16 protein-coding genes are annotated in these 21,330 nt (G+C 61.1%); 1 reads left to right on the top strand and 15 read right to left on the bottom strand.

Annotated features, from left to right (window positions below; all coding sequences use genetic code 11):
* Positions 1–13 precede the first annotated feature (13 nt).
* The 4 genes from P3T23_RS15550 to P3T23_RS15535 form a co-directional block, all read right to left on the bottom strand.
* Positions 14–1,720: an FAD-binding protein gene (locus tag P3T23_RS15550; protein WP_429317057.1), complete on the bottom strand. Its 1,707-nt coding sequence runs from the start codon at positions 1,718–1,720 to the stop codon at positions 14–16.
* Between the two features lie 2 nt (positions 1,721–1,722).
* Positions 1,723–3,081, bottom strand: coding sequence for an aromatic ring-hydroxylating oxygenase subunit alpha (locus P3T23_RS15545; protein WP_429317056.1), 1,359 nt, complete (start codon positions 3,079–3,081; stop codon positions 1,723–1,725).
* A gap of 158 nt (positions 3,082–3,239) precedes the next feature.
* A complete protein-coding gene (locus P3T23_RS15540) occupies positions 3,240–4,169 on the bottom strand; it encodes an electron transfer flavoprotein subunit alpha/FixB family protein (protein ID WP_429317055.1) in 930 nt (309 codons plus the stop codon).
* A gap of 2 nt (positions 4,170–4,171) precedes the next feature.
* The gene (locus P3T23_RS15535) at positions 4,172–4,921 is read right to left on the bottom strand and encodes an electron transfer flavoprotein subunit beta/FixA family protein (RefSeq protein WP_429317054.1); all 750 of its coding nucleotides are present in this window, start codon (positions 4,919–4,921) and stop codon (positions 4,172–4,174) included.
* A 346-nt stretch (positions 4,922–5,267) separates the two neighbouring features.
* On the opposite strand from P3T23_RS15535, the gene P3T23_RS15530 reads away from it, so the two are divergent.
* Positions 5,268–6,053 (top strand): glucose 1-dehydrogenase, encoded by a 786-nt coding sequence (locus tag P3T23_RS15530; protein WP_429317053.1) that lies wholly within the window; start codon positions 5,268–5,270, stop codon positions 6,051–6,053.
* Between the two features lie 66 nt (positions 6,054–6,119).
* On the opposite strand, the gene P3T23_RS15525 is transcribed toward P3T23_RS15530, so the two are convergent.
* The 11 genes from P3T23_RS15525 to P3T23_RS15475 all read right to left on the bottom strand — a co-directional run bounded on the left by P3T23_RS15525 (position 6,120) and on the right by P3T23_RS15475 (position 21,326).
* Entirely contained in the window at positions 6,120–8,588 is a 2,469-nt protein-coding gene (locus P3T23_RS15525; RefSeq protein ID WP_429317052.1) for an efflux RND transporter permease subunit, read from the bottom strand.
* A 21-nt stretch (positions 8,589–8,609) separates the two neighbouring features.
* A complete protein-coding gene (locus tag P3T23_RS15520; protein ID WP_429317051.1) occupies positions 8,610–9,686 on the bottom strand; it encodes a WD40/YVTN/BNR-like repeat-containing protein in 1,077 nt (358 codons plus the stop codon).
* 100 nt (positions 9,687–9,786) lie between these two features.
* On the bottom strand, positions 9,787–11,148 hold the full coding sequence (locus P3T23_RS15515; protein WP_429317050.1) for a DUF1329 domain-containing protein: 1,362 nt from the start codon (positions 11,146–11,148) through the stop codon (positions 9,787–9,789).
* 38 nt (positions 11,149–11,186) lie between these two features.
* The gene (locus P3T23_RS15510) at positions 11,187–12,830 is read right to left on the bottom strand and encodes a DUF1302 family protein (RefSeq protein WP_429317049.1); all 1,644 of its coding nucleotides are present in this window, start codon (positions 12,828–12,830) and stop codon (positions 11,187–11,189) included.
* A 464-nt stretch (positions 12,831–13,294) separates the two neighbouring features.
* Complete coding sequence (locus P3T23_RS15505; RefSeq protein WP_429317048.1) at positions 13,295–14,521, bottom strand: cytochrome P450; 1,227 nt, start codon at positions 14,519–14,521, stop codon at positions 13,295–13,297.
* Between the two features lie 311 nt (positions 14,522–14,832).
* Positions 14,833–15,966 (bottom strand): acyl-CoA dehydrogenase family protein, encoded by a 1,134-nt coding sequence (locus P3T23_RS15500; protein ID WP_429317047.1) that lies wholly within the window; start codon positions 15,964–15,966, stop codon positions 14,833–14,835.
* Positions 15,967–15,975: 9 nt separating this feature from the next.
* A complete protein-coding gene (locus P3T23_RS15495; protein ID WP_429317046.1) occupies positions 15,976–17,193 on the bottom strand; it encodes an acyl-CoA dehydrogenase family protein in 1,218 nt (405 codons plus the stop codon).
* A gap of 53 nt (positions 17,194–17,246) precedes the next feature.
* The gene (locus tag P3T23_RS15490; RefSeq protein ID WP_429317045.1) at positions 17,247–18,116 is read right to left on the bottom strand and encodes a MaoC/PaaZ C-terminal domain-containing protein; all 870 of its coding nucleotides are present in this window, start codon (positions 18,114–18,116) and stop codon (positions 17,247–17,249) included.
* Between the two features lie 19 nt (positions 18,117–18,135).
* Positions 18,136–18,942: an enoyl-CoA hydratase gene (locus P3T23_RS15485; protein WP_429317044.1), complete on the bottom strand. Its 807-nt coding sequence runs from the start codon at positions 18,940–18,942 to the stop codon at positions 18,136–18,138.
* Positions 18,943–18,969: 27 nt separating this feature from the next.
* Positions 18,970–20,136 (bottom strand): acyl-CoA dehydrogenase family protein, encoded by a 1,167-nt coding sequence (locus P3T23_RS15480; protein ID WP_429317043.1) that lies wholly within the window; start codon positions 20,134–20,136, stop codon positions 18,970–18,972.
* 35 nt (positions 20,137–20,171) lie between these two features.
* The gene (locus P3T23_RS15475; protein WP_429317042.1) at positions 20,172–21,326 is read right to left on the bottom strand and encodes an acyl-CoA dehydrogenase family protein; all 1,155 of its coding nucleotides are present in this window, start codon (positions 21,324–21,326) and stop codon (positions 20,172–20,174) included.
* Positions 21,327–21,330 lie beyond the last annotated feature (4 nt).

Here is a 21,330-nt window from a genome sequence, read left to right as displayed (position 1 = left end):
AGGTCTCCTTCGATCACCAGATCGATTGGGCGCCGCTGGCATGCAGCGCCGCGATGTATCCGAATACGAATGACGCGCCGATACTGCTGCCCGCGCCGGGATAACAGCGGCCGACCACGGACGCCGTGCAGTTGCCCGTTGCGTAGAGCCCCGGAATCAGCGAACCGTCTTCTTTCAGCACGCGGGCGTACTCATCCGTGACGAGTCCACCCGCCGTGCCGACATCGCCGGGGTACATACGGACCGCGTAAAACGGCGCCTGCTCGATCGGTCCGAGATTCGGATTCGGCTTGATCGTCGGATCGCCGTGACAGCGATCGAAGGCTCGCGAGCCGCGTCCGTAATCGCTGTCCACGCCCGTCTTGCAGAAGCCGTTGAAACGCGTGATGGTCTCCTGCAGGCCAGCGGCGTCGATCCCGCATTTGGCCGCCATCTCGGCGATCGATCCCGCCTTGATCATGTAGCCGCTATCGAGCCATTGTTGCGGGATCTGCCCCTGCATCGCCGTACCCCACGGGTAATACTTGCGTTGCCGGCTGTCCATCACCACCCAGGCAGGCACGGCCTTGCCTGTCTCCTTGTGGCGCTGATACATGCGTTGGCCGATCTCCATGTAGGCGCCGGCTTCGTCGCAAAAGCGCTGGCCGTCCTGGTCGACCATGATCGAGAACGGCAACGACAGATCGAGGTGGTGCATGAAGGGCAGCGGCGAACCGTCCGGCGCGCGCGCGCCCTCGGGCAGCGTCTCATTGGGCCCGAGCGAGGTCACGACCCACCACGCCTCTTCCATGCAATCCACGGCTGCACCGATTGCTACGGCGGCTTCGAGAACTTCGCCGGTATCGCCCGGGTTAGCGTTCGTCCAGTCGCTAGACGACGGCTGCGGGTGATACTTGAGGCGCATTTCGGCGTTGCGCGAAAAACCGCCTGTGTTCAACAGCACGCCCTCGCGCGCACGCACGCGCATCTCTTGCCCGCTGTGCATGGCGATCACACCGGTAACGCGGCCGTCCTCAACGATCAGCTCGCGCACCGGTGTATCGGTCCAGATCGGAATCTCGGCCCGCAGCGCCATTTGCAGCATGCGCCCCTGGATCGCGGCCCCGTTCGAAACGAGCTCTTTACCCGTGACCTTCTGATAGAGCATGCGCCCCGCGAGCTGCATGGCCTTGCGTTTGCCACCCCACGTGCGCTTTAACAGAAACAACTCGGGAAATTCGTTGGAGTTGGCAGGGATTGAAGGGCCCTTGTAACGCGAGAGCTTCGGCGCCCACTCACCCAGTTCCTTGATGTCGAACAGTTTCGCCAGCAAAGACCGGCCACGCGGTTCGCCACCGGGCAGCGTGTCGTAGTAGTCCGACCAGCCATCTGCATAGACAAACTGCATGCCCTGCTTTTCAAGAAACTCGGCCATCTTCGGACCGGTGCGCAAATACGCCTCGCGACGCGCCGGCGATGCGCCCGGCCCCTGATAGGAGACCGCGGCATCGAAATACTGCCGCGCGCGTTCGTAGGAGTCTTTCACACCGTGGCGCTTCATCACATGGTTGTTCGGCAGCCACCAGACGCCACCCGAATACCCCGTCGAGCCGCCTACCTTGTCCTGCTTCTCGATGATGACAGCCTCTTTGCCAGCGGTCTTGCACGCAAGCGCAGCGCACATCGAACCGCCGCCGCTGCCGACCACCACGAAGTCGTAGCTTGCATCCCAGACAGCCATGTTCAATCCCCTTGCGCAATGAATTCCCGCAGTGCGCGGTGGAAATTGGACACCGATGTCTCCTGCAACGGGTTCGTACGTGCCCCCTTGAAACCGCGCGATTTCATGCCCTGCTGCACGTTCGTCATGTTCTGGAAGTCCTGCCACAGGATCAGACCGAAATTCTCCAGCGCGTTCTGCTTCCAGTCGTCGACGCCGTGATAGAGCTCGCGCTTGAGAGGCGGCTCCGCACCCGGCGCATAGCGAACCAGTGACCAGATGTCGTAAATACAGGAATCCGGATTGTCGCCGTCGGGGCGCGCACGGTAGAACAGCGCACCGTCGGGGTAAGGCAGGAAAATCAGGTTCGGGAACACGTGCCAATCGGCGCCCGCGCGTCCCATCTGTTCGAACGAGATGTCAGGCCAGCCGGCACCTTCCGCAACAGCCGCTTCGCGCTGGAATTCCATGGCCTTCGCCAGTACTTCGAACTGGTTGCCGCTCGGCGCCATGTCGGTCAGCAAGCGTTTAGACGCTTCGTAGTCGCGCGCCGAGTTGATGGCCTTCAGTGTGTCTTCCATCACCTTGAAGAAATTGATCAACCCTTGCCGCACGTCTTCGGGCATCGGCTTGCCGGTCCGCGGCGAGGGGGCGCCGATAAAACGCGTGGCCGTCGCGTAGCCGAACATGCCGTGGCGTCCATAGGCAAAGCTGCGAGTCACATCGTCGCCGGCGACATCGAGCAGTTGCGGGTGCGTGGCCGAGACGTGATAGCCCTCGTTGAACGCCTCCAGCGCGACCTTCCAGTTGCACGGCAGCCGGATCGACTTGTACCAGCGGTAGCGCATCTTTTCAAACTCGAAACAGTTCGTGATTTCGGGTACCGGTTCGAGAAACTTTGCGAGCGGCTCCGCGTCGGCATCCATGTTGATGAACACGAATCCACCCCACGTGTCCACCCGTACTTCCTGAAGGCGCAGATCGCCGTCGGTCATGTCGGGGCAGCCTTCCCAATCGCTGCGATCGAGCACGCGCGCGATGCTGCCGTCGAGATTCCACTGCCAGCCGTGGAAGTTGCAATGAAACTTCGCCGCTTTGCCGCAGCCATTCGTCAAACGCCGGCCACGATGCTGGCAAACGTTGTAATAGGCCTTGATCCGGTCGGCCGTCGTACGCACCACGATAATCGACTCACCGATCACATCGAACGTGACATAGTCGCCGACAGCGGGAATCTCCTCGAGCCGGCACGCCACCTGCCACACGCGCGGCCACAGGTTGCGCGTTTCCTGGTCGAGGAACTGCTTCGACAGGTAGCTATCCTTGGGCACAAAATCGAGGCGGACGGGATGCTCACCCGAACCGGAATTCGTGTCACGCATTGATATCTCCTTCATGGTTTCGCCGGCTCGCATGCCGATTCTGGTTTCTTCTTGCCGGCTCGCCGCCCATGGAGGCTACGTGACGCACCGGTAGGCATTTATGAACGCCGTTCAAAATACTAGGCTGATGGGGAGAGCCTTGTCAATCCGGTCCAACGTCAGTCCAGCGCCGCTGTAAGCGCAGGCACGGCCTCAAAAAGATCGGCGGCGAGACCATAGTCGGCAACCTGGAAGATGGGCGCCTCGCTGTCCTTGTTGATCGCGACGATGACCTTCGAATCTTTCATCCCGGCCAGATGCTGGATCGCGCCTGAAATGCCTACTGCAATGTAAAGCTCCGGCGCGACGATCTTGCCCGTTTGCCCGACCTGATAGTCGTTCGGCACAAATCCCGCGTCCACCGCGGCGCGCGATGCGCCGACTGCCGCGCCGAGTTTGTCGGCGAGCGCGTCGAGCAATCTGAAGTTGTCGCCACTCTGCATTCCACGGCCGCCTGAAACCACGATGTTGGCTGCCGCCAGTTCCGGCCGGCTCGATTTCGTCAGTTGCTGGTCGACGAAACGTACCCGCTCATAAGCTGGCGCAGCCGGCGCCGACTCGACCGGCGCGTTGCCTTGCAATGGTGCGGACTCGAAGGCTGTCGTGCGAACCGTCAGCACCTTCTGCGGATCGTCCGATCGAACCGTGGCGAGTGCATTGCCGGCGTAGATCGGCCGAACAAACGTATTCGCCCCTTTGATGGCGACGACTTCGGAAATTTGTGCACAGTCGAGTAACGCAGCGACGCGCGGCATGAAGTTCTTGCCGACAGCCGTCGCTGCTGCAATCACATGGCTGTACGGGTGCGCCAGCGACAGCACCAGCAACGCGAGATTTTCGGGGAGCGGATGCGCGTAGGCGGCGGCGTCTACGTGCAATACCTTGCTTACTCCGCTGACTTTCACTGCATCGGCCACCGCTCCCGCCGCTGCATGACCGGCTACCAGCAGATGAACCTCGCCGCCGATCTGCGTCGCGGCAGTGACGGCGCTGAGCGTCGCGCCATGGAGCGTCGCATTGTCGTGTTCAGCAATAACAAGAATGGACATGATCAGATCACCTTGGCTTCGTTACGAAGTTTGTCGATCAACGTCGCGATGTCGGGCACCATCATCCCGCTCTTGCGCGCCGGTGGCTCGGTGACTTCCAGTACCGTAAGACGTGGCGCGACATCCACACCGAGTGCTTCAGGCGTCAGTGTGTCGAGCGGTTTCTTTTTCGCTTTCATGATGTTGGGCAGCGTCACATAGCGCGGGCTGTTCAGACGCAGATCTGTGGTTATCACTGCGGGCAGATTGAGCGCGACGCGTTCAAGCCCACCGTCGATTTCACGCGTCACTGTCAGCACACCGTCGGCCACTTCTGTCTTGAAGGCGAATGTGGCTTGCGGCCAGCCGAGAAGGCCGGCGAGTTTCTGACCCGTCTGACCGGCATCGTTATCGATAGCCTGCTTGCCGAGCAGCACCAGTTGCGGCGCTTCCCGCTCGACGATCGCCGCCATGAGCTTCGCGACCGCCAGCGGCTGCAGCTCGGCTGCGGTTTCGATCAGGATCGCCCGGTCGGCGCCCATGGCAAGCGCGGTGCGCAAGACTTCCTGCGACTGCGCCGTGCCCGCCGAAATCACGACGATCTCGGCGGCAACCCCTGCTTCCTTTAGCCGTACCGCCTCTTCCACCGCGATTTCATCGAACGGATTCATGGCCATCTTGACGTTGGCCAGATCGACGCCGGAGCCGTCGGATTTGACCCGGGGCTTCACGTTGTAGTCGATAACACGCTTCACCGCGACCAGTACTCTCAATTGACACTCCAGACTATTTTCTGAACAATGTTCTATATTCTGAACCAATTCTTGTGCTGCTGTCAACGACGCCGACGCGCCGGATGCGCTGCGTCACCTCGAAAGCCAGCGCCATTTGCGCAAGGTTCCGGTCCGGCTCCGCTAGCGGTTGCCGGCCGGATGAGCGGCGGCCTGCTGTTTCGAACGTGACCTTTCCGGACCCTGCCCCGCGTAAACCCCATTTCACGGCCATCGGAATATATCCATAATTTAGAACATCGTTCGCATTTTTAAATTCTCCGCAGATCGGCTGACTGCGTGCTCTGTCACAGGATCGCCGGCGGTGACTCCCGGTGAAAACTCGCCCATGAAAATGTTTTCTCTCGATGGTCAGGTCGCGCTCGTCACGGGCGCCTCGCGCGGCCTGGGGCTGGCGATGGCCAGCGCGCTTGCGTGCGCTGGCGCGACGGTGGTGCTCGCAGCCAGATCGCGCGTCAGTCTCGACACCGCCGCCGCGTCCATTCGTGCCGGCAGCGCCGGTGGGATCGACGTCGAGCCATTCGATCTCACCGATGAGTCCGCCATCGAGGCCGCCGCGCAGAGCGTTCTCGCGCGTCATGGAAGGATCGACATTCTGCTGAACAACGCCGGTATCTGCGAATGGAGCGATTTCCTGCAATCAACGCCGCAGATGTGGCATCGCACCATGGACACCAACGTCACGGCGGCGTACCTGCTCGCACAGCAAGTGTCCCCATCGATGATCGAACGTGGGCACGGCCGCATCATCAATGTCGGCTCGTACGTTTCCGTACTCGGACGAGAAAAGCTGCAGGCCTATGTAGCGAGCAAGCACGCCGTGGCCGGTCTCACCAAGTCGCTCGGCGCCGAACTGGGGCGGCACGGAATCCGCTGCAACGGCATCTGCCCTGGCTACTTCATGACCGAAATGGCGGAGCCTGTCACGTCGAATGCGCAAATGAAAGAGATCGTCCGCTCGCACATTTCCGTCGGACGCTGGGGGCGCCCGGAGGAACTCGGCGGCGCCGCGGTATTCCTCGCCTCCGAGGCGAGCTCCTATATGAACGGCCAAATGCTGATGGTCGACGGCGGCGTCTCGGAGATCCTGAGCTTCCCGATGTCGGTGGTCTAGCCACGGCCGGCGCCGCAACGTGCCGGGCGCCTGCTTCTCGCGCGCCCATTCCACGCAGCCATATCATCACGCGCCTTTCGAGTTCTCGGCGAGTGCTATCGTGCTCCGTAACTCCGCGTGCCCAGGCCTGGACGATACCCCGCGCAGCAGAAAGTGGGACAGCGACGGGATCAGAACCAGCGCGCCGATCATGTTTGTGACGAACATGAAAGTCAGCAGAATGCCCATGTCGGCCTGAAACTTGATCGGCGACCATGTCCACGTGACGACCCCTGCGGCCAGCGTGACACCCACCAGCGCCACCACCTTGCCGGTGAACTGGACCGCTCGCCGGTAGGCGTCCCGCAGCGGCAAGCCGGCGCGCTGATAGTTGAGCTGCACGGACAGCAGATAGAGCGCGTAATCGACGCCAATGCCCACACCAAGGGCGATCACAGGCAGCGTCGCCACCTTGACGCCGATGCCCAGCATCACCATCAGCGCCTCGCATAAAACTGAAGTGATCACGAGCGGGACCAGTGCGACAACGGCGGCACGCCAACTACGGAACGTAATCAGGCAGAGCAGGACAACAGCCGCGTAGACCAGCAGCAACATGCGCTCGTTCGCTTCCTTGACGACAATGTTGGTCGCGGCATCGATACCCGCGGATCCAGCGGCCAGGAGAAATTGATGGTCCGGATCTTTGTGCGCATCCGCGAAACGTTGCGCGGCGTCGAGTACGCGGTTCAGCGTGGCTGCCTTATGATCGGTCAGGTACGCGATGATCGGCATCGTGTTGCAGGCCGCGCTGATCAGATCGGGGCGATCAAGTAAAACCTGGAAGAGTGAGCGATTCAGGATCGACGGCGTGCGATTGATCGTGAACCACTTCGGATACCCTTCGTAAGCGCCGGATGTAACGAGCCGGGTAAGCGACGCGGCCGAACTCGTGGTCTGTACTCCGCTCAGATTTTGCAATGCGATCTCGAATCGATCGACATCGGCCAGCATCTGATAATGATCCGCATCGCAATTGAGCAGTGACGATTTGCCGATCACCACGAACATATCGCTCGACAGGCCATAGTGGCCGTTGATGAAGGCATTGTCACGGTTGTAGACCGAGTCCGCCCGCAATTCGGGAGCTCCTGCGTCGAGATCGCCGATCTGTAGATGCTGGCTGATCGCGAAACCGGCTGCCGCGAGCAACAAGGTCACGACGATCGCTCCCGACGCCCAGCGCCGTTCAGTGAAACGATCCAGCCAGTCCCACAGGCTCGCGATTCGCGAGCGGTTGCCAGCTTCAGCGGACTCTTCAATCAGCGTGCGCTGCGCGGCGGCGGGACTCACGCCGACATACGACAGCAATACCGGTAGCAGCAGGAGATTGGTAAAGACCAGCACGCCCACGCCGATGCTGGCTGTCAGCGCCAGATCCTTGATGACCGGAATATCGATGATCGTCAGGACAGCGAAACCCACCATGTCGGCCATGAGCGCGGTGAGACCCGTGAGAAAGAGCCTCCGGAAGGTGTAGCGTGCCGCCACGTATTTATGTGTGCCACGCCCCACGTCATGCAGGATGCCGTTCATTTTCTGCGCGCCATGCGACACGCCGATGGCGAATACCAGGAACGGCACCAGCACTGAATACGGGTCGATGACGAGACCCAGCGCCGTGACGATGCCGAGTTGCCACAGGACCGCGACCAGCGAACATGCGACCACCAGAAACGTGCTGCGCGGACAGCGCGTATAAAAGTAGATCACGCCGAGCGCGATGGCCGCCGAAATACCGAAATACGTCATCACCTGCTTCAGGCCATCGATCAGGTCACCGATCAGTTTGGCAAAGCCGACCACATGGATGCGAATGTTGCCGTGCTGCTGCGTGCGCACCATGTCGTCGAGCAGATGCGAGAAGTGGGCATAGTTGATCGGTTTGCCCGCCGCGTCACGCTCGAGCAGCGGCACCACGATCATGCTCGACTTCAGATCGTTGGCGACCAGCGAACCGGTGATGCCTGCGCGCGCGATATTGGTTCGCAACGCGTCGATCGACGCGGGCGAGCCGTTGTATGTCGACGGCATGACTGGGCCGCCCGCATAGCCTTTTTCGGTCACGATATTCCAGCGTACCGCTGGCATCCAGATCGATTTGACCCACGGCCGGTCGACCCCGGGCATGAGGAATACCGCATCGTTGATCTTTCTCAGCGCTTCCAGATACGCGGGATCGTAAATGTTGCCCTGCGTGTTCTCGACCACGATCCGCAAGCTGTTGCCGAGCCCCTTCAGGTCGCTCTTGTTCGCCAGGTAGTTGCGGATGTACGTGTTCGACTGCGGAATCATCTTTTCGAAGCTGGCGTTGATCTGCAGCCCGGTCGCCACTTTGATCCCGAAAAAAACCGACAGCATCGCGCACAGCAGAATCAGGACAAGTCGATGATTGAAAACCAATCGCTCCAGCGCACTGCCGGACTTCGAGTCGAACGCGCTGCGCTCCCGAACCACGGGCATGGAACTGATCTGCTCATTGCTCTTACCGGCCATCTTGCACTCCCTATCCCGCGATCACTTGAGTACCGCGATGTTTTTTACGCCCCCGGCGCCCACCACCACAATGCCACCGCGATCCAGGCTCGTGCCGTCCCAGATCGACCAGGGTTGACCCGCCGCATTCGCCGCACTGAAGCTGGCGCCGCCGTCCGTGCTGATCAGCACGCGTCCATCCTGGCTGAACAGCGCGAGCCGCCCGTCGGCCAGGCGCGCACCGCCGAGCAGACTCGCTTCGCCGGGAATGCCGACCTTGGTCCAGGTCTGCCCGCCGTCCGCGCTACGCCACGCATTGCCACGCAGGCCGTAGAGAATCAGGTTCTCGGGCGTGCCGAAAATGCCGAAAAAGCTGCCCTTGTACGGCACCGGAACCTTGACGAACTGTTGTGAGGTCTCGTCGAGGCGCATGACCAGCCCCTGTTCGCCGACCACGTACAACGCATTGCCGATTCTGCGTATCGCGTGCAGGTTCAGTGCGTCCTGTTCGTTTTCGGTGTGGTCGAACCACGGTGTCCAACTGGACCCGCCATCGTCGGTTTTGAAGATGATGTTGAATGAACCGATGATGAAGCCAGTGCGCTCGTTATCGAACCAGACCGATAGAAACGGGCGCCCCGGGCCGTCGTTGACGAAGCGCCGCGCTTCTTCGAGTCCGGCTGCGACCTTCGGGTCCGACTGGTCCCGCTTCCGGTAGTAGGCCAACATCAAGGCCGCCGCCGACCGGCCGTCGAGCTGTTTGATCCACGTTGCACCGCCGTCCGCGGTGTGCAATACGATGCCGTCCTGACCGGTCACCCAGCCCGTGCGCGGCGAAACGAAACACACCGCGACCAGGTCCAAGCTCACCGGTGCGGGAACCTGGCGCCAGGTTGCGCCATTGTCGTCGGAGAGGACGATCAGTCCGCGCAAGCCGACCGCGACCAACCGGTCTCCGGCATGGGCCACGGCGAGCAGAGGTCCTGTCTGTGCATGCGGATTGGTCGTGGCCGGCGTGTCGATCGGATCGGCGAACGCGGCAAGCGTCGGCTGCGAAACGGTCAACGCGAGGGTCAGCGCGAGCGTCAACACTGCCGCGTTCATACAGGTACTCAGCATCATGTCTCCTTATGCCCGCCCGATACTCGGATGGCCGCACCGGACGAAACCCGCTGCGGCCCTGCCTTTCCAGGCTATGGTGTCGGCAACGCGCGAGGGATCAGCGGATGCCAGTCGACTGCATTCGTTCAGGCGTGAAAAATCCGTTGGGAAAGTCCACGTTGAAGAAAATGCCGGCGGTCTCCGCAGGATGGCTGCCCAGTAGATACACCCCGCTGTTGAAGTCGAAGAACCAGTTGCCGAGTGAATACGGAACCTTGGTGTCGTAGGCCGGTACCGTGTCGGCAAAGCCGCCTCGATACAGTTTTCCCGCCTGGTCATAGGCATCCATCATGCCCCCGCCCAGATCCTCGTCTGTATAAATGATCTTTTTGCTGTAGAGGTGCCGGGCACCGGGTTTGAGCGTCAATTCAAGTACGCGCACGCGGTGCAGCTCCCAGCGGATCAGGTTGGCATTGGGGAAATGCGGTGTCAGCATGTCCTTATCAGGGGTCGCGTATTGCCACTTGTAGCCGTTGTACGGAATGTACATTTCCTTGGTGCCGAGCATCTTGACCTTCCAGCGATCGAGCTTGCCGTACATCAGTTGGATATCGTCCATTGTGATCACGCCCGAGTAGCCGGGGTTAGGAGTATCGTAAGAGAGGTCAGGGGCGACGCGTGTGCGACGCTGCCCCGGCGAATATGACCAGCCCGGCCAGTCACGCGAACTCGCGGTGTAGTCCCAGAACAGAGACGTTTCGCCCTTCAGGCGCGCGGGCGCGGCGTAATCATTCTGCACCTGGTACCAGACGCCATCCGTCTTCTGGAACCCGTCCCGGCCGAGAGTGGAATCGTAGTACGGAAAATAGATGCTGCTTTTGAACGAGCCCGTCAGCACAGGGTTGCCCGAGCTGTCCATCAGCCAGGTATTGACGAAGTTCTTTTGCTTGGTGCCGACGTAGCGCATGATGTAGTTCCAGAGCGCTTCCTCGCCGGTCTTCGGAATCGGGAAAGGAATACAGCCAAAAGCGCCTTCGATATCCTGTCCGCCGTTCGTCAGCTTGGCCTGCGCCGCATTGATCTTGCAATTTTCACCGTACCAGTCCGGAAACGATGCGCTGCGATGGGTTGGATAGACCATCATCTTGTAATCGGGAAAGCGCTTGAACAGCTCCTTGGACGACTCGCTCAGCTTGTCCGAGTATTCCTGCCAGTTCTGCGCGGTGATCGTCAGAATCGGCTTTTCGCCGGCAAACGGGTCCACCCACTTACCGGTATTAGGCTTGAATTCCGCTGGCGCCTTGGTGATGCCGCCCGTGTATGCCGGAATCTGCCCGTCCGTGCTGGCCGCGGCGTCCGCGCCGAACAATGTGAGCGTCGTGCCCAGCTTGGCGGCTTCTTCGGCCGATACTGCAGCGTGCGCAGTGGAACCATAGGTGGCGGCGATCAACACAGCCGTCACTAACCTTGGGATGTTCATTTGCGATGTCCTCTGAAGTACCAGATAGTCGGCTTTGGTTAAAGCGTGGTCTGATAGGTGATCCCGATCCAGCCTTTGTCGGAATATGGCGCGCCGTTGACATTGGTCGCTGTTTTCTTCCAGTTGGTATAACCGGTGTAGGTGAGATTCACGATGTGCTTGTTGTAGATTGTGAATTGCAACCCCACCTGGTAGATGTTGCTGCCCTGGTTACCGCCATCGACAGTCGGCGTATTGCCGTGGATGTTCCATTGTACGAACATCGGCAGGTCGAGATCGACGCCGGGAAACACCTGGTTCCAGTGCGGTGTGAACGACACACCAAAGGTGTAGAAATTCTTCGTCGAACAACCCAGCGCGACTGCGTCGGCAGCCTTCGTGCAGGCGGCGGAGTAACCCGGAGCATTGAAGTTCTGTGCGCCCGACGTCACCTTGATCAGGTGGGCCGCCGCGATTTCCATCGCGAGCGGCGCCTCGTTCCAGAGGAACGACTTGCCGAGGTAGGTGGTCGTGTTGATCAGTGCGTGCAACGTATCGCCGCGCGCTCCTTCGAGCGTGCCCGGCGTGCCGCTGCCGCCCGAAGCCAGAGGCGTATTGCGGCGATACGACACTTCGGCGCCAACCGCCGTGCCGGCAATCGTGCTGTTCACTCCGAGGCCCAGCAGCTGAACCTTGTTCGCGTAGATATCCTCGGTCGTGAAATTGTTCGCATTGAACTGAGCAAACCAGGGAGTCTTGTAACTGAAGCGGCGATAGGTCAACTCCACTGTGCTCGAGAATTTTTCGAGGCGGTACTTGGTTTCGACACCGATGTCCCCCGTCTGCCCTTGCGGACCCTTGACGTTGAAGATCGGGAAGTTTGGCCCAGCATACGCGGAGATCGGCGGGCCGTAGTCGATGGAGTCCGAACCGCCGAAATAGGTGCCGCCTTCCGGATAGCGGTCATGCGCCCATTCGAACGAGTAGTAGGCGCTTAATTGCATCCGGTCGGTCAACTGGGCCGACATGGCGACTTGCCCGGTCGGCAGCGACAGTTCCTTCAGCGATGCCCCGGGGCTTTGCGTCGCGTCAATCAGGTTTTGCGGAGCCTGCGATACCGCGACTGAGTTGACGCCGCCCACGCTGCCGATCAGCGACTGCCCCCAGATTTGCGCGAGGCGCCCTACCTTGATGTCAATGGGAACGGGGCCCGCATTGACGGTGGTGAATCCGAACGCGTCGCGCACCTCGCCCGATGGTCCGATGTAATACTTCTTGATGTAGCTAGTGTAGTTATTCCCCGGATAGTTCGCGACATTTTCGAGGCCCGGCGCGCTCTTGTCCTTTCCCGAATAGGCGGCGTCATACCAGCCCGCTACGCTGAACCGGAATCCGGTCGTCCCCTTGTATTTGAAGTCGAATTCGCTCGTCACGTCGAGCCGCGCGAGTATGGTCTGGTAGCGCCTGAAGGTGTTGTCGCCTTCGTCGTAGCTCGGGTTGTTACCGATCGCCGGATCGATGCCCTGTAGCCGTAACCCATAGTTCGCACGAATCGTCGTATCCAGATCCATTTCGATGTCTGGATTGGGCGTCGTAAACGTGAATGCATGCGCTCCGTTCGCAAAACTGCCGCAAATCCCCGCCAGCAGCATCGCTTTAAAACGACGCCGGTAAACGGCCCCGCCTTTGAAAATCCGACTCATTTCTGTCTCCTCCGCGAGGACATTCACACGACTCTATTCGTTGTATTTTTCGCGCCGACCTGCTTCCCACATTTCAAGTTCATCTAAAATCTGAATACTGTTCGAAATGATAAACGTCGCATTGTGAGGTGTCAATAGTGTTTTCCAGTAGAGGCCTGGACCCTTGCACATAGGTGGACTGAGGTTTGACCGGCCGCTTGAGACGTTAGGAATCCGTCTGAAGTCTCATGAATGCGGAATCGACTCGCGCGGCTGGCGAATGCTGATGGAGGCCACGGCAGCCCCGTCACAGCGGGACAAACGGACCTTCCGCGGCCGCCCACCTGGGGATGCCTGACGAAATATCGTGACGAAGGCCGTCGCGCCTGTCAGCGCGAACGCGAGGATCCACGCGCTGCGCCGCTTGTCTGCGGTGACGGCTGACCCTGAAGATCGGGCAGCCGCCGATCGTCAGCGTGTGTTGTTCACTTCACGTCCCAGACCAGCGGCAAATGGTAGAGCGTGCCGTTGACGCCGCCATGCACGCCGGCTCTGGCGCCGGGCTTGAGTGAAAAATCGGGGATGCGTTTGAGCCACTCCTGGAGGAACACCTTGATCTCGACGCGGGCGAGGAACGAACCTGGACAACGATGTGCCCCATTGCCAAAGGTGGAATGAATCGGTGTCGGACGGTTGAAGTCGACTTCGAGCGGGTTCTGGAACTTGCGCTCGTCCAGACCGTGCAGGGTTGTCGGTATGACGATCATGTCGCCGGCCTTCATCTGTACGCCCTGGTATTCGAAGTCATGCGCTACCTGCCGTCCCTGGTTGACCACCGGAAAGCGGCGCAACAACTCGTCTACCGCTTTTTGCGTCAACTCCGGGTGGTCGATCAGCTGTTTGCGATGCGCGGAACTTCCCGCCAGGAAGTTGGCGATGAAACCCATCGCGGAGGCGACCGTATCGAGGCCGCCGATCAGGACGAGTCCGCACAGCCCTTTAAGCTCCTGGTCGCTAAGCTCACGACCGTCAATCGTCGATTGAACGATCCGGCTGATCAGATCCTCTCCCGGGTTCGCACGGCGCTCGGCGATTTTCACGCCAAGGTATTCAAAGATCGCGCCGAGCGCTTCAAGCTTCTGCGCGGCGGAGGCAGGCCGCACCATCTTGTCTGCAAGGCCCAGCAAATAGTCGCGATCTTCCGCGGGTAGCGCCACCATGTCCATGAAAATACCGATGGGCAGATGTTGCGCAAACTCGGAGACGAACTCACACTCGCCCCGCGGATAAAAGCCTTCAATCAGCTCGATTGCCATTTCGCGCGCCTTTTCTTCAAGCTTGCTGATCGCTTGCGGCATGAAGGCGGGCGCGATCAACGCGCGGTAGGCGGTGTGATCGGGCGGGTCGAAAAAGATCGGCGGCAGCGGCGCGTGATCGACTAACGGCACCGTCAACTGGCGTGACGAAAAATGCTCGTAATCCTTGAAGATGCGGTAGATGTCGTCGCCGCGCGTCGCGATCCAGTGGCCACCGTTGCGCGGCGTCCAGAAGATGTCGGGCACGGCGGCGTCGTGGAGTTTCTTGAGCGCGAGATGATAGTCGTCGGCGGCGCCGGGCGGATTGTATATGTCGAAGTCGACCACCAGTTGCGGCGGTACATGCGCGGGAATCGGCGCCACTTCGGGCGTCGTGCGTTGGTTGGTCTCTGACATTCGATGTCTCCTTCGTGATTCCGGGCCAGCTGGCGGTTCACAAAATCGCCATGCCGACAGTTTTTTGAATGACGTTCACATATGTATCATATATTTTCCGCTGCGCAAATGACGTCGGCCAGGCAAAAATATTTCTATCGCCCAGGAATCGGCGTGGAGAGGTTTCGCAACGCATGTGGCAGTCGCGCCATTGCCGGGCAGCGGGAACCCGCTGGGCTCGCGATTCTGCTGGAACGACAAGGAAGCGGCTCAATGGGCGACGCTAAACGGAGGCGCGCGGCTCCGCGCGCGGGACGCATCATGGCGCCGCGTTACAGGTATGTCCCGTAGCGTTCCAGATGGTGCTCGGCGTCACCCCATGTCATGTCAATACAGGTCAACCGCTTGAAGTACCAGCCGATCGGAAGTTCTTCGGTCATGCCCATTCCGCCATGCAACTGCACCGCCTGCTGGCCGACGAACCGGCCGCACCGGCCGATCAGGTTCTTGGCGGCGGACAACGCCCGGCGCCGTTCGTCGGCATCCGCCCCGGCCACCCGCGACGCGGCGAAGTACACCACTGAGCGGGCCTGCTCGACCGCCGTCAGGATGTCTGCCGCGCGATGCTGAAGCGCCTGAAACTCGCCGATGGGTCTGCCGAACTGGATACGCGTGCGCAGGTAGTCGTAGGTCATCTCGGCCAGCTTCGCCATTGTTCCGACCGCTTCCGCGCATAACGCGAACAGCCCGTGGTCGACGGTCCATTCAAGCAGAGGATAGCCGTCTCCGATCGCGCCTAGCACTGCGTCGGACTCGACCGACACGCCCGAGAAGCACACTTCGGCGACCCGCTGCCCGTCCAGCGTCGGGAAACCCCTGAGCGTGACGCCCGGCGTCTTCGGGTCGATCGCGAACAGCGTGATGCCGGCCGTGTCGGCCTGCGCGCCGGACGTCCGCGCCGACACCAGCAGCAGGTCGGCGCTATCGCCGTGCATGACCACCCCTTTGCGACCATCGACGACGAAACCCTGATTCAACGGCCTGGCGGTCGTCGTTATGTTCGACAAATCGAACCGCGCGCCGGGCTCGAGGGCGGCCAACGCCGTTTTCAGGCGGCCAGCCGCAAGCTCAGGCAACCAGCGGTTCTTCTGCGCATCGGTACCGGCCTGGCTGATCAACCGTGCGCCAAGCACCGCTGTCGAGAGATAGGGCTCCAGTACCAGAGCGCGACCCAACGCCTCCATCACGATCATGGTCTCTGCCACACTCGCGTTCATTCCGCCGTATTCGTCCGGAACGTTGAGCGCGAGGAGGCCCATATCGGCGAAAGTGCCCCAGTGCTGTTCGGACCAGCTGCGCGGTGTCGCCGATAGCTTGCGCCGTGCCTCGAATGAGTATTCCTTCTCCACGAAGCGGCCCACCAGGTCGGCTAGCATCTGCTGCTCTTCAACGAGCGTGAAATCCATGACGTGTCCTCAGATGCCAAGCACCAGTTTGGCGATGATATTTTTCTGAATCTCTGTCGAACCGCCGTAGATCGAGATCTTGCGCCAGTCCAGATAGTGCGGCGCCAGCGCGTTGAGCAGTTCGCCGTGCGCCGTGGCATCCGTGCCTTCGGCCCAACCCGGCTCGAGTGCCTGCGGTACGAACGGTACCGCGTACGGCCCCGCGCATGCCATGATCAGCTCGGTCAGTTCCTGCTGGATTTCCGAACCGCGGATTTTCAGCACCGAGGCCTCGGGACCCAGCGGACGGCCGGCTGACTCAGCGGAAATCACCCGCAACAACGACCACTCGTGCGCGATCAGATCGACCTCGACCTTTGCGATCCGGTCGCGAAAGCGGATATCGTCGATCAGCGGCTTGCCGTGTTTCTGTTCGGTCCGCGCGATTTCCTTCAGCCGGAGCATGAAGCGTTTGCAGTTGCCTAGCCCCGCGATATTGGTGCGCTCATGGCCGAGCAGATATTTAGCGATCGCCCAGCCGCGATGCTCTTCACCGACAAGATTGCGAATCGGCACTTCGACGTTCTCGAAGAACACCTCGTTGACGTCATGGCCGCCGTCGAGCGTCGTAATCGGCCGCACGGTAATGCCGGGCGTATTCATGTCGATAAGCAGGAAAGAAATGCCTTCCTGCGGACGGCCGTCGCTGTGCGTGCGCACGAGACAGAAGATCCAGTTGGCCCACTGTGCAAACGACGTCCAGATCTTCTGGCCGTTGACGATATAGAACGGTTCGCCGTCCCGCGGGATGCACTCGGCGCGTGTCTTCAGCGAAGCCAGATCGGAACCGGCGCCGGGCTCCGAATAGCCCTGACACCACCAGTCCTCCATCGACACGATGCGAGGCAAAAAATAGTCACGTTGCGCCGCTGTGCCGAATTTCTGCAGCACCGGCCCGACCATCGACAGACCGAACGGCATCTGGCGCGGCGCACCCGCGGTGAAGCATTCCTCATCGAAGATATTGCGCTGCGCAGCGTTCCACCCTGCCCCCCCGTATTCGATTGGCCATGCAGGCGCACCCCAGCCATTGGCCGCGAGGATGCGCTGCCAGCGCACGTAATCTTCGCGCGGCAGATGCCGAAAATTCAGCACGCGATCGCGGATATCCGCGGGCAACCGGGCAACCACGAATTCCTGCACCGATGCGCGAAAGGCCTTGTCTTCGAGACTTTCTCGCAATTCCATACCTACACTCCTTTGACCTTACGCCTGCGCAGGACAAACACCGGGTCCCGTGTTCAGCCGATTTCGACGATGCCGTTGTTCAACACCACCACATCGCGCGCATCGACTCGCGCACGCAAATACAAACGGGTGCCAGTGTCGCGCCAGAACTGGAAACGGATAACTTCGCCCGGATAGACCGGTGAAGTGAGGCGAAGCGCAAGCCGCTTTAGCCGTGCGGCATCATTTCCCGCGCAGGTTCGAATCGCCGCATACCCGGCGATCCCGTAGGTCGCGAGACCGTGCAGTATGGGTTGTTTAAAGCCAGCCTTCGCGGCCACTTCGGGGTCGGCATGCAGTGGATTCGAATCGCCGGACAGGCGGTAAATCAACGCGGCCTGCGTCGAGATCCCGAACTCGAATTCGCTGTCGGGCGCGCGCTCGGGAACCGCGGGCAATGCTTCGGGCGGCGCATCGCTCACGCCTGATTCCGCGCTGAAGCCGCCGTCGCCGCGCAGGAACGACACCTGCCGCACTTCAGCGAGCCGCTCGCCGCTTGACGCCTCGATCAGATCGCGCTTGAGCTCGACAATTGCGCCCTTGTCCGCTCCCTTGTCCGAAACAAGGCTCACACGCGTCTTGCTGACGAGAGTGGCGGCAGTCGGCATCGGGCGGAGGAAGCGGACGTCCTGTTCGCCATGCACGACCTTCAGATAGTCGACGCCGGCACGGGGATCGCGCATCCAGGACCGAGGCCACGCAAACGCGGCGGCGCAGGTCGGCATCGCCTGCAGATCCTTCTCGTAGACGTAGCGAAGTTGCGCCGCGTCCAGCGGATCGCCGCCGATGCCAAGACCAAGCGCGTACAGCATGACATCGCGTTCGGTGTAAGCCTGGGTGACGTCTTCGATCGGCCAGTTCTTGATGACTTCGTACTTCAGCATGACGTTGCCCCGGAGCGTATCAATCGTCGGTGAAATTCGGCTTGCGCTTCTCGAGAAAGCTTGCAATACCCTCTTTGTAGTCGGTGCATTGATTGGCGATCGGCATGTCCAGCCCGGCAGACATGATCGCTTCATGCGGTGTCTGGAACGGCACCTCCCATAGCTGCGCTTTCATGATGCGCATCGAGCGCGGGGAGCAGTTCTCCGCCAGGTCGCGCGCATAGGCATATGTCTCGTCCGCCAATGTGCTGGATGGGAACGCGCGATTCACGAGCCCCATGCGTTCTGCCTCGCCGCCCTTGATCTTGCGTGCGGACAGCAGCAAATCGAGCGCCCGTGCGTGCCCGACGTGATGCGAGAGGATCCACGCCATGCCGTACTCAGCAGTCAACCCGCGACGCGCGAAGGCGGTGGTGATCGTGGCATCCTCGGCGGCGAAGCGGATATCGCAGAAGAGCGCATGGATCAGGCCAATGCCGACCGTCGCACCGTTGAGCATCGCGATGACGGGCTTCGGTATCGCCGGGTAGTACGAGCAGCGCGTCTGCCAGTCGGCACGCTTGCGCATGTCGAACGGACGCGGCAGCTTGGTCATCAGCGCGTTCGGATCGCCGCCAAAGCTATGAATGTCGCCACCCGCGCAGAACGCCTTGCCCGCACCGGTAAAGACGATGACGCGCACGCCGCGGTCGGCGCCGGCGGCCTGCATGGCCTCGTACACCTCGGTGGCCACCGTGTCGTTCCAGGTGTTCATCTGTTCCGGACGGTTCAGCGTGACCGTAGCGATCCGGTCCTTCACGTCATAGAGAATGGTCTCGTAGCCCATGGATGTCTCCCTCAATAGGCGCGCCGCTCAGAACGAACGCGGCATGTCCAGCACGTGTTCGGCTACGTAGGACAGAATCAGATTGGTCGAAATGGGCGCCACCTGATAAAGACGGGTTTCGCGGAATTTGCGCTCCACGTCGTATTCGCAGGCGAAGCCGAAGCCCCCGTGCGTTTGCAGACACGCGTTAGCGGCTTTCCATGAGGCGGTGGCGGCCAGATGCTTGGCCATGTTCGCCTCGGCGCCGCACGGCTCCTGGCTGTCGAACAGTTCGCATGCCTTATAGCGCATCAGATCAGCCGCCCGCACATCGATATACGCTTCGGCGATAGGAAACTGCACGCCCTGGTTCATGCCAATGGGCCGATCGAACACCTGGCGCTCGCTCGCGTACTTCGAGGCGCGATCGACGAACCAGTAACCGTCGCCGATACACTCAGCGGCGATCAACGCACGCTCGGCATTCAGACCGTCGAGGATGTACTTGAAGCCCTTACCTTCCTCGCCGATCAGGCTCTCTTCGGGAATCTCGAGATTGTCGAAGAACAGTTCGTTGGTCTCGTGATTGACCATGTTTGGAATCGGCCGCACGGTCAGACCGTTGCCGATCGCCTGATGCAGGTCGACCAGAAAGCATGACAGGCCTTCAGATTTCTTCTTCACGTCGGCGAGCGGTGTGGTGCGCGCCAGCAGAATCATGAGGTCCGAATGCTGCACACGGGAGATCCACACCTTCTGCCCGTTGATCACATAGCGGCCGTCTTTCTTCAGCGCCATGGTTTTCATCCTGGTAGTATCCGTGCCCGTGGTCGGTTCGGTCACGGCCATCGACTGCAGACGCAGTTCGCCGCTGGCGATCTTAGGCAGGTACGCCCGCTTTTGCGCTTCAGAGCCGTTGCGCAGCAGCGTGTTCATGTTGTACATCTGGCCGTGGCAAAACCCGGAATTGCCGCCGTTGCGGTTGATCTCTTCCATGATCACGGAGGCTTCGACCAGGTCCAGCCCTGAGCCGCCGTATTCCTGTGGAATCAGCGCGGCCATCCAGCCAGCACGCGTCAAAGCATCGACGAACGCCTCCGGATAAACCCGCTCGTGGTCGATGCGGCGCCAGTATTCGTCGGGGTATTCTTTCGACAGATCGCGCAATGCGTCGCGCAGTTCCCGATGCGGATCAGAGGGGCTAGGTTTGCTCATTTCAAGGGTTCCGGTCACGCGATCGGGCGGCGCACTTAAGCAGCCGCGTCGATCAGTCCGCCCGCGCTGGCGAGCTGGGTCAAATGGTGTTCGGCAGCGCCAAACAGGATGTCGATCACGCTGAGTCGACGCAGGTAATGCCCCACCTTGCATTCCTCGGTCATACCAATGCCGCCGTGCAGTTGCACGCCCTGCTGGCCGACAAAACGGCCGGCATGGCCGATCTGCACCTTGGCGGCCGACATGCTGCGCTCGCGTTCCGCGACATCCGGCTCCGCGCTCATCATGGTGGCGAACAGCGCCATGCTGCGCGCCTGCTCGACCATGACCAGCATGTCCACGGCACGATGCTGCAACGCCTGAAACGAACCTATCGCGACGCCAAACTGCTTGCGCACCTTGAGGTATGCAACGGTTTCCTCATACGCGGCCGCCATCGAGCCGACCGCTTCGGCACACAGCGCGGCAATCGCCTGCGCAACGACCGTTTCGATCAGCGGCAGCGCCTCGCCTGCCACGCCAATCACATCGTCGTCGGTCACGCGCACGCCCGACAGATCGATATCCGCGGCACGCAGCCTGTCTTGCGTCAGATAGCTGCTGCGTGTGAGACCCGGCGCGTTCGCGTCAACCAGAAACAGCGCGATGCCAGCGCGGTCGCGGCGCGCACCCGACACGCGTGCCGACACGATTAGCCGGTCCGCACTGCCGCCGTGAATGACGACGCGCTTTGCACCGTCCAGTAACCAACCCTGTGCGTCGCGTCGCGCGCAGGTGGCCACGTCGGCGAGCTCGTAGCGCGACTGCGGCTCGGCGTGGGCGAAGGCCATCAGCAATGAACCGTCGGCGATGTGCGGCAGAATCGCTTCGCGCTGGGCAACATTGCCGCCAAGCCGGATACAGCTGCCGCCGAGCACCACCGTCGCCAGATAGGGCTCGACAACCAGCCCGCGGCCGAACGCCTCCATCACGATCATCGTTTCAACCGGGCCGCAGCCGCTGCCGCCGAACGCTTCGTCGAACGTCAGGCCCAGCAAGCCCATGCTCGCGTAACGCGCCCACTGTGCGCGGCTGAAGCCCTCCGGCTCCGCCAGGTACCGCGCACGCTGTTCAAAGCTGTACTCGTCCTTCACGAGCCGCTCGACGCTGTCCTTGAGCATGCGTTGCTCGTCGGTGAGGTCAAAATCCATGGCC

Origin of the sequence: Paraburkholderia sp. GAS448 (assembly GCF_050435685.1) — a bacterium.
Taxonomy (GTDB): domain Bacteria; phylum Pseudomonadota; class Gammaproteobacteria; order Burkholderiales; family Burkholderiaceae; genus Paraburkholderia.
This window is presented reverse-complemented; position numbering and strand designations above follow the sequence as displayed.

Coding starts and splice junctions, on each gene's coding strand:
- P3T23_RS15550 (WP_429317057.1), bottom strand. CDS start 1,720: ATGGCTGTCTGGGATGCAAGCTACGACTTCGTGGTGGTCGGCAGCGGC.
- P3T23_RS15545 (WP_429317056.1), bottom strand. CDS start 3,081: ATGCGTGACACGAATTCCGGTTCGGGTGAGCATCCCGTCCGCCTCGAT.
- P3T23_RS15540 (WP_429317055.1), bottom strand. CDS start 4,169: ATGTCCATTCTTGTTATTGCTGAACACGACAATGCGACGCTCCATGGC.
- P3T23_RS15530 (WP_429317053.1), top strand. CDS start 5,268: ATGAAAATGTTTTCTCTCGATGGTCAGGTCGCGCTCGTCACGGGCGCC.
- P3T23_RS15525 (WP_429317052.1), bottom strand. CDS start 8,588: ATGGCCGGTAAGAGCAATGAGCAGATCAGTTCCATGCCCGTGGTTCGG.
- P3T23_RS15520 (WP_429317051.1), bottom strand. CDS start 9,686: ATGCTGAGTACCTGTATGAACGCGGCAGTGTTGACGCTCGCGCTGACC.
- P3T23_RS15515 (WP_429317050.1), bottom strand. CDS start 11,148: ATGAACATCCCAAGGTTAGTGACGGCTGTGTTGATCGCCGCCACCTAT.
- P3T23_RS15510 (WP_429317049.1), bottom strand. CDS start 12,830: ATGAGTCGGATTTTCAAAGGCGGGGCCGTTTACCGGCGTCGTTTTAAA.
- P3T23_RS15505 (WP_429317048.1), bottom strand. CDS start 14,521: ATGTCAGAGACCAACCAACGCACGACGCCCGAAGTGGCGCCGATTCCC.
- P3T23_RS15500 (WP_429317047.1), bottom strand. CDS start 15,966: ATGGATTTCACGCTCGTTGAAGAGCAGCAGATGCTAGCCGACCTGGTG.
- P3T23_RS15495 (WP_429317046.1), bottom strand. CDS start 17,193: ATGGAATTGCGAGAAAGTCTCGAAGACAAGGCCTTTCGCGCATCGGTG.
- P3T23_RS15490 (WP_429317045.1), bottom strand. CDS start 18,116: ATGCTGAAGTACGAAGTCATCAAGAACTGGCCGATCGAAGACGTCACC.
- P3T23_RS15485 (WP_429317044.1), bottom strand. CDS start 18,942: ATGGGCTACGAGACCATTCTCTATGACGTGAAGGACCGGATCGCTACG.
- P3T23_RS15480 (WP_429317043.1), bottom strand. CDS start 20,136: ATGAGCAAACCTAGCCCCTCTGATCCGCATCGGGAACTGCGCGACGCA.
- P3T23_RS15475 (WP_429317042.1), bottom strand. CDS start 21,326: ATGGATTTTGACCTCACCGACGAGCAACGCATGCTCAAGGACAGCGTC.